The sequence below is a fragment of the Sphaerospermopsis aphanizomenoides BCCUSP55 genome (assembly GCF_001586785.1).
Lineage (GTDB): Bacteria > Cyanobacteriota > Cyanobacteriia > Cyanobacteriales > Nostocaceae > Sphaerospermopsis_A > Sphaerospermopsis_A aphanizomenoides_A.
In genome coordinates this window covers 49,658-68,056 of record NZ_LUFH02000016.1, presented here as the reverse complement: position 1 = coordinate 68,056, position 18,399 = coordinate 49,658, and the positions used below count along the sequence as shown (strand labels likewise).

General features: G+C 36.3%; 18 protein-coding genes and 1 tRNA gene. 8 read left to right on the top strand and 11 right to left on the bottom strand.

Annotated elements, in window-relative coordinates:
• Positions 1–636 (bottom strand): CHASE2 domain-containing protein (locus A0J48_RS06325; RefSeq protein ID WP_200321368.1); only part of this gene is annotated, 636 nt, incomplete at its 3' end.
• A gap of 59 nt (positions 637–695) precedes the next feature.
• Positions 696–989 (bottom strand): hypothetical protein, encoded by a 294-nt coding sequence (locus A0J48_RS06320; RefSeq protein WP_200321366.1) that lies wholly within the window; start codon positions 987–989, stop codon positions 696–698.
• A 409-nt stretch (positions 990–1,398) separates the two neighbouring features.
• On the opposite strand from A0J48_RS06320, the gene A0J48_RS06315 reads away from it, so the two are divergent.
• Positions 1,399–2,589, top strand: a complete 1,191-nt coding sequence (locus tag A0J48_RS06315; protein ID WP_200321364.1) for a serine/threonine-protein kinase — start codon at positions 1,399–1,401, stop codon at positions 2,587–2,589.
• A 95-nt stretch (positions 2,590–2,684) separates the two neighbouring features.
• Positions 2,685–3,176 (top strand): YcxB family protein, encoded by a 492-nt coding sequence (locus A0J48_RS06310; RefSeq protein ID WP_200321362.1) that lies wholly within the window; start codon positions 2,685–2,687, stop codon positions 3,174–3,176.
• A 281-nt stretch (positions 3,177–3,457) separates the two neighbouring features.
• Here A0J48_RS06310 and A0J48_RS06305 read toward each other — a convergent pair whose 3' ends face one another.
• The 6 genes from A0J48_RS06305 to gndA all read right to left on the bottom strand — a co-directional run bounded on the left by A0J48_RS06305 (position 3,458) and on the right by gndA (position 9,517).
• Positions 3,458–3,691 (bottom strand): hypothetical protein, encoded by a 234-nt coding sequence (locus A0J48_RS06305; RefSeq protein ID WP_200321360.1) that lies wholly within the window; start codon positions 3,689–3,691, stop codon positions 3,458–3,460.
• 559 nt (positions 3,692–4,250) lie between these two features.
• On the bottom strand, positions 4,251–4,640 hold the full coding sequence (locus A0J48_RS06300; RefSeq protein WP_200321358.1) for a type II toxin-antitoxin system VapC family toxin: 390 nt from the start codon (positions 4,638–4,640) through the stop codon (positions 4,251–4,253).
• The gene (locus A0J48_RS06295; protein WP_200321356.1) at positions 4,633–4,875 is read right to left on the bottom strand and encodes a hypothetical protein; all 243 of its coding nucleotides are present in this window, start codon (positions 4,873–4,875) and stop codon (positions 4,633–4,635) included. Before A0J48_RS06295 ends, A0J48_RS06300 begins: the two co-directional genes overlap by 8 nt.
• A 121-nt stretch (positions 4,876–4,996) precedes the next feature.
• Positions 4,997–5,995 carry a DUF4435 domain-containing protein gene (locus A0J48_RS06290; RefSeq protein WP_200321354.1) on the bottom strand — a complete coding sequence of 333 codons (999 nt, stop codon included), beginning with the start codon at positions 5,993–5,995 and terminating at the stop codon, positions 4,997–4,999.
• A gap of 3 nt (positions 5,996–5,998) precedes the next feature.
• A complete protein-coding gene (locus A0J48_RS06285) occupies positions 5,999–7,321 on the bottom strand; it encodes an AAA family ATPase (RefSeq protein WP_200321352.1) in 1,323 nt (440 codons plus the stop codon).
• A 765-nt stretch (positions 7,322–8,086) separates the two neighbouring features.
• The gene (gene gndA / locus A0J48_RS06280; protein WP_200321350.1) at positions 8,087–9,517 is read right to left on the bottom strand and encodes an NADP-dependent phosphogluconate dehydrogenase; all 1,431 of its coding nucleotides are present in this window, start codon (positions 9,515–9,517) and stop codon (positions 8,087–8,089) included.
• A 232-nt stretch (positions 9,518–9,749) separates the two neighbouring features.
• On the opposite strand from gndA, the gene A0J48_RS06275 reads away from it, so the two are divergent.
• Complete coding sequence (locus A0J48_RS06275; RefSeq protein ID WP_200321348.1) at positions 9,750–10,562, top strand: Ycf66 family protein; 813 nt, start codon at positions 9,750–9,752, stop codon at positions 10,560–10,562.
• Positions 10,563–10,627: 65 nt separating this feature from the next.
• Here A0J48_RS06275 and A0J48_RS06270 read toward each other — a convergent pair.
• Positions 10,628–10,700: transfer RNA gene (locus A0J48_RS06270), tRNA-Ala, on the bottom strand.
• Positions 10,701–10,830: 130 nt separating this feature from the next.
• Here A0J48_RS06270 and A0J48_RS06265 point away from each other — a divergent pair.
• Positions 10,831–11,487 (top strand): HD domain-containing protein, encoded by a 657-nt coding sequence (locus A0J48_RS06265; RefSeq protein WP_200321346.1) that lies wholly within the window; start codon positions 10,831–10,833, stop codon positions 11,485–11,487.
• Positions 11,488–11,517: 30 nt separating this feature from the next.
• Complete coding sequence (locus A0J48_RS06260; protein WP_200321344.1) at positions 11,518–11,931, top strand: thiol-disulfide oxidoreductase DCC family protein; 414 nt, start codon at positions 11,518–11,520, stop codon at positions 11,929–11,931.
• A 22-nt stretch (positions 11,932–11,953) separates the two neighbouring features.
• On the opposite strand, the gene A0J48_RS06255 is transcribed toward A0J48_RS06260, so the two are convergent.
• The gene (locus A0J48_RS06255; protein WP_200321342.1) at positions 11,954–12,805 is read right to left on the bottom strand and encodes a DUF72 domain-containing protein; all 852 of its coding nucleotides are present in this window, start codon (positions 12,803–12,805) and stop codon (positions 11,954–11,956) included.
• A gap of 145 nt (positions 12,806–12,950) precedes the next feature.
• Here A0J48_RS06255 and A0J48_RS06250 point away from each other — a divergent pair, with 145 nt between their 5' ends.
• Complete coding sequence (locus tag A0J48_RS06250; RefSeq protein WP_200321340.1) at positions 12,951–13,385, top strand: TOBE domain-containing protein; 435 nt, start codon at positions 12,951–12,953, stop codon at positions 13,383–13,385.
• Positions 13,386–13,583: 198 nt separating this feature from the next.
• On the opposite strand, the gene A0J48_RS06245 is transcribed toward A0J48_RS06250, so the two are convergent.
• Positions 13,584–13,868, bottom strand: coding sequence for a DUF427 domain-containing protein (locus A0J48_RS06245; protein WP_200321338.1), 285 nt, complete (start codon positions 13,866–13,868; stop codon positions 13,584–13,586).
• 79 nt (positions 13,869–13,947) lie between these two features.
• Here A0J48_RS06245 and A0J48_RS06240 point away from each other — a divergent pair, with 79 nt between their 5' ends.
• Positions 13,948–14,565 (top strand): tetratricopeptide repeat protein, encoded by a 618-nt coding sequence (locus A0J48_RS06240; RefSeq protein ID WP_200321371.1) that lies wholly within the window; start codon positions 13,948–13,950, stop codon positions 14,563–14,565.
• Positions 14,566–14,901: 336 nt separating this feature from the next.
• Positions 14,902–17,067, top strand: a complete 2,166-nt coding sequence (recQ, locus tag A0J48_RS06235) for a DNA helicase RecQ (protein ID WP_200321336.1) — start codon at positions 14,902–14,904, stop codon at positions 17,065–17,067.
• Positions 17,068–18,399: the final 1,332 nt, after the last annotated feature.

The following is an 18,399-nucleotide window of genomic DNA, read 5'->3' as shown; positions in this document are numbered from 1 at the left end:
ATTATAGGTGATCCCTTGTTTTTCTAAATAACTAATAGCTAATAATCCCGCAAAAGAAAATTGCGTTTGACATTGACTATCTGTATCTGTAGAGTTAGAAAATATTAACCCGCGACGAATAGCCTGATCTGTAGAGTTATCTGTCACCACATCATCAAAACCAATATTATAGAGAGGCAAATTGGTTGGTGGGGGAACTTCCAATCTGCCAATATTACTTAACAAACAAGTGCCAATCATTTGATTTTGCAGATTAGCAGCTAAATTTTGTTGTGGATGACGATAAATGTTTAACCCAATTACACGGGGGTGATAAGATGCTAATTTTTGTAATAATTTATTGATAGTTTGGTCTGACAAAGGCCATTGTTCCCGTGTCAGATCCGCTTCGGTAATGGTGACTAATAAAATGCGTGCATCCAGTGGTTCTTGAGGACGGGAGCGCAACATTTGGTCATAAATCTTTAACTCTGTAGTTTGTAACCATTTTAGTTCTTTGATTCCCCAAACTAAAGCGGTTACTCCCACACTACTCAGTAACAGGACTGACAGGCAATTATGAACGCTAACGGTTAGGCGTGAACCTCTATCTTGAATGAAAAATGCACCGAATTTTGCTAAAATTCCATTAATCACGGTATGACAGTAGCGTGGGTTTGTAGATGTTTAACTGTAGCATTTTTTCATTTAACAATTTATTCCTGTGGAGATTTTTGCCCCTCTTCTACAGGATTTAACCGTGACAAAGGCATTGTTGTGGATAATACGGGTGTTGATTGAGTTGCTGCGTCTAACTGGGTTGGTTCTGGTACTATTTCCGCAGTCACATTACTTAAATAAGAACCAACAATCTTATCGTAGTTAGAAGCAACTGCTAAAAATGCTCCTCCTAAAATATAGACGGGTAATGGTAGGGACACTTCTTTTACCCAGTCAAAAAATTGTGCTAAGGCAAACAACACAAAAAAACAAACAAGCCAAACTCTCATCTTTTCTTTCCCTAAATAGAAACAATTATATTTAACAGGTTAAACAGCTTGCATAATACTAGATGTACATCACAAGCACAAATTTTTTGGTCAGCATTCAGCAGTCAGCAAGAAACTGCAAAAATTAAGGCAAAATAAAATATAGGACTGGTATTTGATTTTTGAAATTATCTGTGTAGAGAGGGAACAGGGAACTCTTAACAGGGAACAGGGGAAGTGTACGGAGTGTTTTTCAAGAATCAAATATGATTCCTATACAAGTAGAATAAAAAGTTGGCGGTGGAGGATACCAAGGTTTTTCTGAGGGTGAGTGTACAAAAAAGACTATTCTCTGTTCCCCACACCCCACACCCAGCCTAAACAAATAAGTTTGTGATTTACTGAATATAAGTGAATATGATTTGACCCTATGAGTTACTGCCTTAATCCCCATTGTTCCAAACCGGAAAACCCTGATCATGTTAAGTTTTGCATCTCTTGTGGTACTAAGTTGCTTCTGAAAGAACGTTACCGCGCTATCCAACCGATAGGACAAGGTGGTTTTGGCAGGACTTTTCTAGCGGTAGATGAGGATAAACCTTCCAAACCTCCCTGTGTAATTAAGCAATTTTATCCCCAAGCCCAAGGTACAAACACTGTACAGAAAGCGATAGAGTTATTTAATCAAGAAGCAGTACAGTTGGATGAGTTGGGACAACATCCGCAAATTCCTGCACTTTTATCATATTGCACTCAAGATGATAGACAGTATTTAGTTCAAGAATTTATTAATGGGTTGAATTTAGCTCAGGAATTGGCACAAAATGGTGCTTTTAATGAAAGCCAGATTCAGCAATTATTAATTGATTTATTGCCAGTGTTGCAATTTTGCCATAGCAAGGAAGTAATTCATCGAGATATTAAACCAGAAAATATTATTCGTCGATCCCCCCTCAGTCCCCCCTTAAAAAAGGGGGAAGTAAATAATGCCCCTCTTGCTAAGGAGGGCGGGGGGGATCTAGTAATTGTAGATTTCGGTGCAGCTAAATCAGCTACAGGTACAGCTTTGAATCATACAGGTACAAGTATTGGTAGTCCTGAATATGTTGCACCAGAACAAATGCGGGGAAGGGCAATTTTTGCCAGTGATATTTATAGTTTAGGGGTAACTTGTATTAATCTGTTAACGGGGCGATCGCCTTTTGATAGTTATGATACCCATAATGCTGCTTGGATTTGGCGACAATATCTGAAAACTGCTGTTAGTAATGACTTGGGTAAAATCATTGACAAAATGGTAGAAAGTATCCCTAGTCGCCGTTATCAAACAACTGCTGAAGTTCTGAAAGATTTGAATATTCAAACTTCTGCATCTATACCACCCACAATTATCAATAACCCAGTTACACAAAAACCTCCTATTCCTCAACCTGTTGTTTCTCAAACTCCTAGTCAAATAGAGAAGGAATTACTAGAAGTTAAAACACAGTTTACAGGTGGTAAGTTGCAACCACAAAATGTTCAACCTCAACCCTCTGTTTCTACTAATAATCCTACTAATAAGGATGCTATAGATAAAGATTTGGAGGAGATGAGGGCTAAGTTTTTGGGTAATGGGTGAGTTATTTTACTCGTAGTTTCAATTCTCATATCTTTATTGGCGTAACCATTATAAAGCTTAATGCTGATAGCAAGTATATTTATCAGGGAAACTCTATGACAATTAAAACTAAAACTTTTCAATTTACACCCCAACAATTGAAACAACTAATCACATCTCACTACTTTCGACAAAGAAAAAGAATATTAATTATTTGTCTGATTTGTATGGTGATAGGTACAGGTTTAACCATTTTTGTCAGTACAAATTTTATCGGTTTAGCTGGTTATTTTGGATTCCTCTTTATAGTGTTGAGTTTGCCTCCATTTTTAATAAATATGAAAAAAACTCAACCTATCGCCAATTTTTTACCGAGGTATTGGGAAGTAGATTCAGAATTTATTACTATTTATTTTGAAGATGGTAGTTTGTCTAAATTTAGGTTTGAGCATTTATGTAAAGCTGACAAAATTACCGAATACTATCTACTTTATTTAACTCCTGCTGGATATTTTCATTATCTGCCCATAGCAGCTTTTGAAAGTGAGAAAGATATTAATCGGTTTGAATTATTTTTACAAGGTAAACAGTTAATTAAACTTTGGTAGTTTGAGGGAATAGGAAAGAGAAAAAAAACAAGTAAAATAAACCATCAACACAAGTGAGATGGCTTACTTTTTTGAAAATTTTTTAAGTTGCTAACATTAATGCTGCATCAAGATTTAAACGGGAGCATCCCAAATGTGTAAGTTTATTTTTTCCTTGAGTTCAAGACGTGAAATGAACGAACCACGAAGGACACGAAGGACACAAAGAGAAGAAGGAAGAAGAGAGTTTTTGGTGTTGCTGCGGTTATTTTTTCAAAATTGGGATGCTCCCATTTAAACAGTTATTGATCTGGAGTCTTACGAGGAAGAAAATTACTTGAAACATTATCAATAACATTCTGAAACGGCTTAGGTAACAGGGACGTAGAGAGATTAGGTTTAGGTATTAAATCACTTAAATTAGAAACAGAAGCAGGTATTTCAGTTCCACCACTAACAAAAGCAGCTTGACTATCACTTATTTGTTGGAAAATTTCAGTATTTTTGTAAATTCCAGAATTAATATTTCTCAGCATAGTTGAATGTGCCTAAAGACAGAAACTATGTCTCATTAAAGAGGGAAGATTTTCTTTTTTTCTCTACCTTTTGGTGTATTTTCAAAATGCTACATTATGCTGTCTTTGACTACTGCTGTAAATTTTGCGGTCACTTTTTGCCCATTCATTAAAGTCCTCAAAAGCTTCTGCTTCAAACAAAATTCTTCGTCTCATCAGATGCTTTCCCAATTAACCTCTACGAGATTACTCCGATTTTTAATATTTTCGACCGCAGTTAGCAATCTCTTTTTATTTGCCGGATGCTGTAAAAGAAAATGTGTTTCATCACTTTCATATACCACAATTTCAATTTCTTTGTCCTGAAAAGCAGCTTTTAAGCTTTCCAGAAAATTGCTGTCCAGTTCGTTAGCATTTAATCTATAACTGATATGGATTTTAATATTTTCCTAATTTGATTAATTTCTTAGAAAATCGTTATTTAGAGGCGATCACTTGCCGTATCAATAACTGAGTTATAAAATTATTATACATCATAGAAATTATCTCATATAAAAAAGCGATCGCTAACTTATTTGCACTACGGATAGGGCAATAGATTCAAATTTTGAATAAATCTATAATCTCGCTGGTTTTTGCTGATAAAAGGGTAATCGTATATTATTGCTGTAGCTGCTATCAAACCGTCACCAATTAGTAATCCGTGACTTAGCCGATATAATCGTAATAAATCAACTGCTTTGTCTGAAATAGGCTGGTCAATCCTAATTACATCAAACTGCTGAAGAAACTTTTCTAGGGTCTGCAACTCTACCTTGTTAGCGCAGCCAACAATTAGTTCCATTTGAGTAACTATGCTAATTGACAATCTAGAACTTGATTTTAGACTTTGTAAACAATTAACTGCTTCAGAAATACCTCGACCAACATCAATTATTATATCGGTATCTATAATTGTCGAACTAGTCATGGGTTTTTGACCACTCGGTTTCTCGCAGATTTCGTACCCAATTAGCACTACCTAAGTCTTGACGATCCTGCCACATTCCGATAAACCCATCGTTGTTTAAATCAACATCTGGTGACACAGAGATAGATTCAGTGTATGTGTACTTTTGTTTCAAATAGGCAATCAGGCTGACCACTTGATTTTGAGCTTCCGTAGGCAGAGATAAAAATTCACCTAAAAACTCTTGATTTGTCATATTTCACTATCATTAAACACCAAAATACATCCTTTATCTTAACGTATTTCAATCAGCTATGAGCGATCGCTCTTCCACTTATTTCCAAAAAGCGATTCCCAAGGAACGTTTAGCGATCGCACTAATTCAGTTCTCTAGCCAGTTTTTCTTTAATTTCTTGCATCTGTTGATTTTCGGCCGCATCAAGAAGGAGATATATTAAACTGGTGTTTAACATAGTCTTAATGTCTCGTCTTGCAATATTTTCGATACGACTAATTGTATTATGAATGTCTTTGTCTTCACTTAGAGCCTGTTTTACTTCTTCTATTTTTAAAGTCTTTAGTATGTCAATAATTTTTCTCATAAAGGGTTCAACAAATTGATCTAATACACCATGTCCACAACATAATGACAAAATATCTTCTGGACTTATTGAGTATTGTTCTGTTAACCGATTTTGTATATTAGGAATACCATCTCTAAAAATTGATTCATACCAACCATCATCAGCCATTAGTTCTTTTAGGTTTTCTAATGTATTTCTGACTCTATCTTCAATATTTTGAAATAAGATATTCTCATCTCCAATATTGTCGAATTGACTATCTTGAAAATTTAAAACTCTTGCAAATGCTTCGTTATTTATAAGATGCTCAACATTATTGTAGTTGATTTCTTTAAAGTAGAACCAAACGTAAAATAGAGGAGAAACTCTTCGGGAAATATTTTCAAATAAACTCCTAAAATCATAGTTTTTGGTGGTTAAGCTTTTGCATATTTCACTTAATGAAAAATGATTACACTGAAAGTTCTCTTTACTATAAACAACTGTATGGTAAATATAGTCAGCGATATACCATACATCTTTGTCGTACAAGTATTCACAATCACTATCAATGCAAATAATAAATTTTTTATTAACGAACCCTTTAAAGTTTTTTAAAATAGGTTTTCCACGTGTTCCTTTTTTATTGGGATATGCGAAATAAATTCTATTTCTTAAATTCGGTTTAACATTTTCAATAATAAGTCTCCAAAATTCTTCATCATAAAAATCCTCAACCAATACAGAAATATCACACTTCTTCTGACGAGCTTCTCCTTCGATTCTTTTAGCAGCCTCTTCATACAAGTTCATTTGTTATCGTCCTCCCTGAAACCCCTTAAAAGCCAATTTATTTAAGTAAATATTATTTGCTTTAATTCCATAATAGGCTCGTGCTTCTTCAAGTGATCTAATTTCATCCATATTTCTTGCTTTCCCAAGTAAAGTGCTGAAAGTTATAATATCAGGAAGCAATTCCAGGTTTTCATTTATGTTGTGATTTATATTATGAATAAGGTCAATGCCTTCTTCAACTCCACTGACTTTTTTAATCAAAGTATTAAGAGTTATATCATTAGGCTTGACATGAGATGATTTACTATAAGTTTCTGCGGTCATTAAATCAAAAATCTCTTTTGCATCTTTATAATTATTGAGCTTGGAAATAAGAGTAGTAAATGTTATGACATCAGGATAAATTGTATTCTCTTTCAGAAAATCTAATAATTGAAGACATTCATCTTTTGTAAATGAGGTATATTCACTAATTTTGCGATTAAATTGATAAAGTTTACGTAATTTGTTTCCCGAAAAGCTGCCAAAAATACTTTTTATTTCTTGTACACGTTCTCCTAATTGATCAGTTTTTTCTTTTAAAATGGTACTTTCTGTTACTAAATCTGAAGTTGACTGAATATCTTCTATTTGTGTAACTTCTTCAATCCAGCCTTCATACCAAACAGTCGGTGAATGAGTTGTAATAATAATTTGGCAATTTGGATTTATCTGCCTTATGTTTGAGATTAAACTCCTTTGCCAATCAATATGCAGCGATATTTCTGGCTCATCCATTAATAATATAGAATCTTTCCTATCTTGAAGTAATGTTGTTAATAAGATAATCAACATCTGTTTCTCTCCAGATGACAAATTTTCTGGTAGTATAGGTGTTTGGATTCCTTGTTTTAAAACGTGAAATTCCTTTTCATCAATTTTTTTTTCTGTATCATTAAATAATTGAGTTAAAATCTTAATGAATATATTTTTTGTATCATAAATAGATTCAATTCTAGCTAATTGATTTCTTCTTGTTGCTTTATCATCTATTTTAAATGTTTCTTCTACTTGATTAGATAAATCTCTTTGATAAGTAACAAATTCGTGTTTTAAGTTATCAAGTTGGTAGTCAAGTAATGTGGTATCTGGGTTTAACCTCTTTTCAACCACATCAAAAGTATTAATAAAGTTTATATTCAGATTATAATTGGTAATTTCTTTGTTTGCCGTTATACTTCTACTTTCACTATTAACTCTGACGACAATATCATCTTCTAACTCGATAATTATTTCATCAATGGGGTCAAATAACCTAAAATCCAATTTGCTATCTTCAACAGGCAATACTGCTTCATAAAGCATTCGTCATATTGTTGATTTTCCTGAACCATTTTTGCCAATCAAAACATTGACATCTTCATTGAGTTTCCATAAACATTCATTTCTCCACATATTTTTCATTTCAATTTTTCTTATATACATAGTTTTTTTTTATTTATGAGATTATTTTTGATTTTTAGTAACAATATTATTGCTATTGTTGCTTGATCACTTCACCTTATTTATATTTCTCTATTTTCAAATACCCCAAGATATATCTTATCCTAATGTATTTAATCTTTCTTACAAGGCTGTTGAGTTTCCTTTCGTTAGCCCAATCTTGTATTTTACAAGTATGTTAGAGAAGGTGCGGGGTGGGGGAATCGAACCCCCAGCGTTGACTCTTCGACAGGAATCTCTTTCAGCTTCCACCACTGCTCTCAGTACACTTGGGTAGTCACCAGACCTCCGCAGCAACGCTACCCCGCATGAACCAGCAATCACATATATAACAGGTGCAATCATAAGACTATCCTTAATGTTCACGAAGAACAAGGACAACTCTTGCACTGTTGAGCAGCCATTGAGAACTTCCAGAAGAACCTTTATTACGAAGCTTTCGGGAAAGCATAGATACCTGCTATCCCCGCATGATATTTTTGTTTAAAGATTGTAGCATAACTTTTGAAATAAATTCAATAGCATCTGACTCTTACAATTAAGGGCGGGGAAACCCCGCCCCTACAGCCAACCTTGCCAAAGTCAACAGCAAGGACTGAATTTTAAAGCTTAACCAGAAGAAGTCTCTTACTTCTTAGCTTCAGCAATAGGAACCCATTCAGTGTGGAAAGTTCCTTCTTTATCGGTACGCTTGTAGGTGTGAGCGCCGAAATAGTCGCGTTGTGCTTGAGTCAAGTTTTGAGGTAAGCGTTCACGACGGTAACTATCGAAATAATCAAGAGAAGCACTAAAAGCAGGAACAGGAATACCCATCTTAGCAGCAGTAACAATTACTTCCCGCCAAGCAGCTTGTCTATCCAGAATTGTTTGCTTAAATTCAGGTGCTAACAACAAGTTAGGTAAGCCAGGATTTTCGTCAAAGGCTTTCTTAATCTTATTCAAGAAACCAGCACGAATAATACAGCCACCCTTCCAAATCCGAGCCATTTCACCCAGATTTAGACCCCAATTATAGGTGGTAGAAGCTGTCGATATCAACGCCATACCTTGAGCATAAGAACAGATTTTGGAACAATAAAGGGCATCACGCACCATGTTCACAAAAGTCTTAATGTCTTTAAACTGGCTAGGAACAGGACCTGTTAATTGTTTAGATGCAGCAATCCGTTCATCTCTAATCGAAGAGATAATCCGGGAATTAACAGCAGCAGTAATTGTAGGAATAGCAACGCCTAATTCCAAAGCAGTTTGTACAGTCCAACGACCGGTTCCTTTTTGTCCCGCAGCGTCAACAATCAAATCAACTAAGGGTTTCTTAGTTTCTGGGTCAACGTAGGGGAAAATATTGGCTGTAATCTCAATCAAAAATGAATTAAGTTCGTCGGTTTTATTCCACTCAGCAAATACTTCATGTAGCTGTGCAGCACTTAAACCACCGACATTTTTGAGCAAATCGTAAGCTTCTGCAATTAACTGCATATCGCCGTACTCAATGCCGTTGTGAACCATTTTTACATAGTGACCTGAACCACCGGGTCCAATATAGGTGACACAAGGACCATCATCAACTTGAGCAGCGATTTTGTTGAAAATGGGAGATAGATACTCATAGGAACTTTTTGTACCTCCGGGCATGAGAGAAGGTCCATTAAGCGCCCCTTCTTCACCACCACTCACACCCATACCGATATAACGTAAACCAGTGGGTTCTAATTCCTGAGTACGTCTTTCGGTATCTTCAAACCAAGAATTACCACCGTCAATGATGATATCGCCTTCTTGCAATAAGGGTTTAAGCTGTTGAATTACCGCATCAACAGGCTTACCAGCTTGTACCATTACAAGGATTTTGCGGGGACGTTCTAGTGCAGCAACGAATTCTTCGAGGGTAAAGGCTGCAACCACATTCCGTCCTCCAGCGCGTTGCGCCATGAAGGCATCGGTTTTTTCACGAGAACGGTTGTAAACTGCAATTGGGAAGCCATTACGCTCAACGTTTAGAGCGATGTTTTCGCCCATTACGGCTAATCCAATCACACCAAAGCTTTGTAGGGTCATATTTCAAATCTTCTTTTGGGTTTGGCTAACTCTTGCAGATCCTTTCACCTTTAAGGGTAAACCGAGATTTTGGCTTCACTCCTAAAGAAGACATTAAGAGTTGATGTAAATGACAATAAATCACAACTCATACAGATAATTAATTTTAATTTGTATCTGAGTCAACAATTTAGTGACAAAATTTGCAAAATGGAAATACTGGCACAAATAAAACAGTAAGGAGTATGAAACAATGCTTGCCTATCTCCTAGCCTTGGTAGTCGCACTGGGAAGTTTAGCTATTTACATATCGGCGTTCTTTTTTCCAGAAATCCACCGCAAGAATGATTTTGTTTGGAGTGGAGTGGGTTTATTTTATGCTTTAGTATTATGGATTTTTGCACCCCGGATTACAGGGGGGTTGTTATTAGGCCATATAGCTAGTGTATCTCTGTTAGTGTGGTTTGGTTGGCAAACCCTGTCTTTACGTCGTCAACTGACTCCAGAAGTACAACAAACACCTATTCCCAGTCCAGAGTTAATTAAGGTCAGTGTACAAGAGCAGGTAGCAAAGTTTTCTTGGCAGGAAAAGTTATCACAATTACCCACATTAATTGGTAATGTCTTCAGTGGTGTGAAGGGGAAGGTACAGCAAACTGTCAGTAAAACTCCTTCTGTACCCACAAATAAACCTGTGGTGGAGATTATTGATAACACGACTCCTATTCCAGAACCACCAAGTCCAGTAGTAGAACCACCCGCTGAAGAAATCTCCACAGAAGCAGAGAGTGTTACCAGCGCAGAACCAACCACTGAATCTGTAAGTCAAACGGAAGTCACTGTACCAGCAAACCCAAAAGAATCCGAAGTTGTCACAGAAGCAGTAACTGTTCCCTCATCTGAACCATTAACAGAGTCTATCTCTACCACCGAAACGGAAGAATCTCAAGCTTCAACTCCGTTAGCAACAGAGGTGAAAGAGGAAATAGTAGCCGATGTAACTCCTGTTCCTCCAGTAGAAGCACCACCGGAAAAAACACCGCCAACTGATGGCAATGGTGGTTAGGATTTAGGACTGGGAATTAGTAACATCATCTGATTCCCAGACTGTATAATAATTTAATGCACGAATGGAGTTAAGCGGAATCGAACCGCTGACCTCTTCAATGCCATTGAAGCGCTCTACCAATTGAGCTATAACCCCATGAATTTTATAGAATCTGCTTGTGATTGATTGCTACAAAATTTTTCATCTTTATTATGCTAGTTTAGTCCAATTAAGTCAAGAGCGTGAGGTTAAGAAATATTAAGCGCAAATGATTAAGGATTGCTATATGTCTAAAGAAAACCTCATAGATAGCTTATTTTTTCGTTGGCAGCAAACAGTCCAAGCCTTTGGTGTTGACCGAATAACAGCAAAACCAGCCTTTGATGACCTTGTTTTAGCTTATTCTAGTTGCGATCGCTATTATCACACACTACAACATATTTACTCTGTTCTTAACACAATTGATATTTTGAAAATATATCTCCAAGATTTGCCCTCTGTACAACTTGCAGCTTGGTTTCATGATGTAGTACATAACACTCAGGCTCAAGATAATGAAGAAAAAAGTGCTGAATATGCTGCTGAGATGTTGCCAAAACTAGCAATTCCAGCTAATCAAATGACCAAAGTTAAAAATCTAATTCTATGTACTAAAAAGCATCAAGCTGATAATATAGATGGTCAAGTTTTATTGGATGCAGATTTAGCAATTTTAGGTGCTGCACCCATTGATTATCAAGTATATGCCAAAGCCATCCGCCAGGAATATGCTTGGGTAGAAGAATCTGAATATATTACAGGTAGAAGAAAAGTATTAGAGCAGTTTTTACAGCGTCAATCTATTTATTCTACCCCTTTAATGTTAGAATCTTTTGAGGAATTAGCCCGATTGAATCTCCAGGCAGAATTAAAAACTCTGTTTTCCTCTGCCAATATGGAATAGAAAATAAACAGTCAAATCGTGAGGTTTTTTGTGAAACACTACGTAATTTATGATGGCAATTGTAACCTTTGCGTTACTTTAGTGCAGTTGCTAGAAAATCTAGACCAAGGACTACTGTTTAGCTACATCCCCATGCAAGACAAGCAGACATTAAGCCAATGGGGAATTACAGACCAAGATTGTGAACAGGGGATAATTTTAATTGATGGCAATACTCCCTCGATACGTTGGCAAGGCAGCAATGCGATTGAGGAAATTAGGCGGTTATTGCCCATGGGTAGTATGTTTGTAGAAGCTTATCGCTCCTTGCCGATCATGAAATGGGTAGGTGATAAGTTTTATGAACAAATCCGGGACAATCGCTATACTTTGTTTGGTAAACGTAGCGATACCTATCAATCTGCATATTGTGTAGATGGTAGTTGCACAACTGAGAATAATTAAACAAAAATCATAGTTTAAAGTCTTACCACAAACTAAGTTGATTAGATTGACTAAGATGATTCCAAGGTAAAGGCGGAATTTCTAAAACACTGTCTTCTAATAATTGTTGAAAATAACGAGCATTATTAGGAGACATATCTTCTATGGGACAATGGACAAACAAATAAACTTTAATTCCTACATTTAACCATTGTCGAATTTGCGTTATCCATTCTGCCATAAATGGCTGATTTACTGATAACTGTGGATGGGAAATAAAGCGAATTAAAGTAAAAGGTGCTGTGACAGAAAATTGTACAGGTAATTGAGGTTTACGCCGTTCTGATGCTAATTGCGGGTCGTCTTCTCCAGTATAAACGGGGCGTGTATCTAACAGAACCCTACCAACTCCTAAATTTTTTAATAAAGCTGTCAAATTACTCTGATGGGGTTCTTTAAACCAGTCACCATGTCTCACCTCTAATGCTAACGGTACATCTTGACGTGGCCATGCTGCCAGAAATGTCTGCAAATCATCGAGTAATGCAGGTGAGTAACTGGGTGGTAGCTGGGCAAACATTGGACCCAAATGCTTACCTAGAGGGCGCATCCTCTCTAAAAATGCTAAAGCTTCAGAAATATGGGGTTGCAGTAATTTTTGATGGGTAATATCTCGCGGTAACTTTAAGCAAAATTCAAAGCCTGGAGGTGTTTCTGTCGCCCAACGGGTAACGGTTTCTGCGTTAGGTACGGCGTAAAAAGTGGTATTACCTTCTACCGTAGTGAAGCGCCGACTGTAAAGATGTAAGAAGTCTGTGGTGCGAGTTCCTGGGGGATAAAGTTCGCCCACCCAACCTTTATATGCCCAAACTGCACAACCAATAAAAAAATTCACAAAAATCTCACAAAATAAAATGCTTTAGTATCTCTTATTCTTCCATTGTACAAGTAGGTATGATTAATTTCTGCCAGTGCCTGCTAGGATTGTATCAACATTATATAATTATGAATACCAAATAAATTGGTAAATTGGTAAATATATGCCCAGAAAAGAGCAAGGTTGGGTTACATTCCAAACCTCAGAAGAAGAACGGAAAATTTTAGAAGAGTTCTGTCAGCACTCTCAGCGTACTAAAACTGAGATTTTGCGGGAATTAGTTCGTAGTCTCCATAAATCTTCTGCACCCGAAAAATCACGACCAACTCACCAGGAAAAAGCAGAACCTCCAACTCCGGAGATGGAAATTATTAGTCCAAAAAAACCATTAAAAGTTAGTTCTCGTAATGTTTTGAAGGGAATTGTCAAACGAGTGACGACGGGAACTGTTAATACGGAAGTGACTTTAGAAATTGTCCATAAAGTTGAGTTAACTTCAATGATTACTAGAGTATCTGCTGAGGAGTTAGAATTAGTTGAAGGGACAGAAGCTTATGCTGTGATTAAGTCAAATGATATTGTCATTGCTAAGGATTAAATGTCAGCATTCAGCTATCAGTAATCAGTAATCAGCTTAACCTATAATGTCGATAGGTTGTGCATCAAATCAAAAGTTTACCCGATTCCACAATAGACATTTACTTCCTAAAAATTAGTCGGTTTTAACCGACTTTAGCTATTAGACAGGGAATTTATTCCCTGGCTAAACGAATGGCTATGGTAATTTCATTTTAGTCTAAGCTTCCACCTTAACACCCTTCCAGAAAGCGATATATCCTTCGATATTTTTCGCTTTCTCTTTGGTGGTGGGATAGTACCAAGCTGCATCTTTGTTAACTTGTCCATCTACTTCGATGCTGTAGTAACTAGCAACTCCTTTCCAGGGACAAGTGGTGTGGGTGTTGCTATCGGTAAAATACTGTTTGTTAATTGCGTCAGCAGGGAAGTAATGGTTTCCTTCTACGACTACGGTTTTGTCGCTTTCGGCTAAAATAGCGCCGTTCCAAGTTGCTTTTGGCATAGTTAAGTTATAAAAAAAGATAACATTTAATATTGTGCCACTACAAACCGCTATAAATTCACATCAGCCAGATAAACTTATGTTCTTCAGTAATTCTCTCGAAACTCAGCTTCAGCAGTGGAACTACACTATTAGCAAGCAACCAGCTAACCCTAACGCTTATATTCGCCGGGGAATGGTTTATTTTAAATTGGCGAAAATTGCTGAATCAATTCAAGATTTTGACACAGCGGAAAAGTTAGATGCTCGACTTACACCTTATTTGTGGCAAAGAGGCTTATCTTATTATTATGCAGAAAGATTTGCTGAGGGAGCAAAACAGTTTGAAATTGATTTGACTGTAAATGCTCAAGATGTGGAAGAAACTGTGTGGCGGTATCTGTGCATGGCGCGGTTGGAAGGTGCAACGGAGGCGCGTAATTCTCTATTACCTGTAAAAAATGATCCCCGGCGAATTATGCGTTGTGTATATGATTTATTTGCTGGAAATTGTACGACTGATGATGTTTTAAATGTTGGTAAGTCGGAAGGTTTGAAGGGAAATTTTTATAGTCATCTTTATTTAGGTTTGTATTATGAAGCGGAAAATAATTTGGAGTTAGCCGAGGAATATATTGTTAAGGCTGCTGATAAGTATAAGATTGAGGACTATATGTGGTATTTGGCGGTGGTAAATAAGCAGTTGAGAAAATATTAGTTGTGATTTTATTAAGAATTAAAAAAAAGATCATCAGCAAAATCAATCAACTCTTCTCGATTCAACCTTGGAGAAACTTGACTCGGTTTTAAAGTCCTGCCAAAAATTTCTGCATCTTCATCCTGTTAATCCTAAAATCCTGGACATCCTGATTCAGATAATTTCCTTTGATCAGAAAATCCTCATTTTCATCCTGTCAATCCTTAAAGCCTGGAAATTCAGACAATTTCCCTTTATCCCCGTCTATAATTATAGCCACTATATTCTCCACCTTGAGTTAAAATCCTAATATCTTCATAACTACCCACACAGGCATCACCCGCACAGCTATTTACCATGCTTCAGTATCCCCAACTTGAAAAAGCCTTAAAATATCACTTTGGTTATGATCAATTTCGTCCTGGACAAAGGCAAATTATCGAAGATGCGCTGCAAAATCGGGATTTAATGGTAGTGATGCCGACAGGTGGGGGTAAGTCTTTGTGCTTTCAATTACCTGCACTTTTAAAACCAGGTTTAACTGTAGTCGTATCACCGTTGATAGCTTTGATGCAAGACCAAGTGGAAGCACTGCGAAATAATAACATTGCTGCCACTTTTCTCAATAGTAGTCTTAACACTTATAAAGTTCGCTCGCGTGAAGAAGCAATTATGAGTGGTAAAATTAGGTTATTATATGTCGCTCCAGAACGGTTAATTAGTGATAGATTTCTCCCGCTTTTAGATGTAGTTAAAGAAAAAATCGGTATTGCTAACTTTGCTATTGATGAAGCTCATTGTGTTTCTGAATGGGGACATGATTTTCGTCCAGAATATCGGCAATTAATTTTATTAAAAAAACGTTATCCTCATGTCCCAACTATTGCTTTAACTGCCACGGCTACAGACCGGGTAAGGTCGGATATTATTCAACAATTAGGTTTAAAGCAACCGAGTGTTCACATTGCCAGCTTTAACCGCCAAAATCTTTATTATGAAGTTCGCTCTAAAAGTAACCGCGCTTACGCTGAATTATTAGAAATAGTTAGAGAAAATGAAGGTTCAGGAATTATTTATTGTTTAACTAGAAAAAAAGTTGATGAACTAACTTTTAAATTACAAAAAGATAAAGTTGCCGCCTTAGCTTATCATGCCGGATTAAGTGATGATGAACGTTCCAAAAATCAAACTCGATTTATTCGGGATGATGTGCGGGTCATGGTAGCGACAATTGCTTTCGGAATGGGAATTAATAAACCCGATGTGCGGTTTGTGGTTCACTTTGATTTACCCAGAAATTTAGAAAGTTATTATCAAGAATCAGGTCGTGCAGGAAGAGATGGTGAATCTTCTCGTTGTACACTATTTCTCAACTATGGAGATGTGAAAACTATTGAGTGGAGTATTAATCAAAAAACAGATCCGCAAGAACAGTTGATAGCTAAACAACAATTACGGCAAGTCATAGATTATGCTGAAGGAACAGACTGTAGACGCACAATTCAATTAGGATATTTTGGGGAAAGATTTACAGGTAATTGTGGCAATTGTGATAATTGTCGTTATCCTAAGCCTGTGCAGGATTGGACTATTGAAGCGATGAAGTTTTTATCTTGCGTGGCGCGATGTAAAGAAAGATATGGAATGTTGTATATTATTGATGTGTTGCGGGGTGCGAAAAATCAAAAAATTACCCTCAATAAACATGATCAATTATCTACTTACGGTATAGGGAAAGATAAAACTGTTGAAGAATGGCGAATGTTGGGGCGATCGCTCTTACATCAAGGTCTATTAGAACAAACCGCAGATGGTTACTCGGTTTTGAAACTTAATGCTTTGAGTTGGGAAGTCATGCGAAAACAACGCCCAGTTTCCATTGCTGTTCCCATTATGCAGAAGATTACTTTAGACGAGCGCAATGGTAAAGCCGCAGAAGTAGAAGTTCTCATGCACAGGTTGCGATCGCTGCGTAAACAACTAGCTGATGAACAAGCTGTTCCTCCCTACGTTATCTTTCATGATTCTACCCTCAAATTAATGGCGCAGGTACAACCAAAAACCTTAGATGAATTTGGTGAACTTTCCGGTGTAGGTAGTCACAAATTAGCCCAATATGGGGAAAAATTCTTAGCAGAAATTCAAGCCTATCGCCAAGAACAACCTTTACAACCACAAAAAAATAATCAAGTTAATTACTCAGCAGTTGATACATTTCCATCTGATACAGAATCAAGTACATTAGAGTTATATCAGCAAGGTTTCAGCATTGAGGAAATTGCCAGAAAACGCAATGTTAAAACTGCAACTATTATCAAACATCTATCAGATTTAATTGAAAAAAATCAAGCTATAGATTTAAATCAATTAATTCCTTTAGAACGCCAGAAAAAAATTTGGCAAGTCATAGATGTTCTTGGTGATATTTCTCTGACTCCCATTCGAGAATATTTAGGTGAAAGTTACACTTTTGATGAAATTCGTTTAGTTAAAGCCAAATGGCGACTGGAAAACAGTAAGTAATATTTTATTCCTTGCGGTAAAATCATTTCAATCAAGTTTATGTATATCACTTACACAGTTAGTAGTTTTATGGATAAATGTCCTCAACCTACACCACTATATTCTCAGGAAAACTAGGAACTTCTTACCTAAACTGTAGGACTTGTCTATTTTGTAGCAAAAACTACAGACAACAATTTAGGTAAAACTAAACATACAACAGTATTCAACAGAGTTAAAAGTACACCATCTATTAAACTCATAGAACAACTCCCCTTGTGAAAATTCTTTGTATATTCATTTTTAGTATGAACTAAAACACCTATTTTTGAATAAAGATGAGTTTTTGAATTTCTTTTCTTAGCCATAAGAGAATTAAATGAATTGACCGGCAAATCTTTATATAAAGAAATATAAGTTTAAAAAACTTATTAAATAACTGAAAATATTATTTCAGTTCAAGTTTCAATGTACCTGTTTTTTAAGTGGTATAGCTGACGAGGAAATTTCCTTTACCCTTTAACCATTCCCCAACTCTTGCCAAAATAGATTTTACGATTTTACAAGGGGTGTAATAATTCTCGGTTTGAGAAGGAAGAAAGGGCAAGAAAAAACTGAGTAAAATCTCAACTTGGCACTTGTTCAATGCCAATATTCCCTTCAACTAGGAGAACATTTGGAACAAAATAAAGGTCTGAATCTACAGAACTGAGTACCAGTCAATCCATAGGCTGTACAATATGGAAAACTAGTAATTTCTATCTTCTGTGGATGTAACTGAGAATCCATAGCTGATGGCTGATTAGGGCTGTTTTTAGAAGCCAAAAGCATAGATAGAAACTTAGGCAAAACTAGACAAGCAGCCGCATTGAGGAATGTGATTAATAAAGCATCCATTAAACCTATAGGTAATCACCCCCTTAAGCAACTAGATGGCAACAGGTCTTTAATAATTCATAATTCATAATTAAAGAATTTAGTCAGCATTCACCTATCAGTAATCAGCTTTCAGCAGAAACCTAATTTCAGAACTATTCAAAAGTTTTGAGTAGATATATTTACACCCTTTTAGGTAGGTTTCCAACTTATTGCTGACTGCTGATAGCTGAATGCTTAGAGAATGTAGAGCAACCTTGTTTTCTAGACCTATGTATTGAGGTTTTAGGTCATTAGGAATTACGAATTATGAATTATTAATTATTTGTCTATTGAGTAATACAGACAACGAAGTTCATGGAACAGCATTAAAGCCGAGCCATTTTGTGTTGCTTATATAAAACTAGTTTAACATAAAGTTTTGTAAATATGTCTGTGAGAATTGCGCTATTGTTATACACAGTAGCCAAGGTGCAT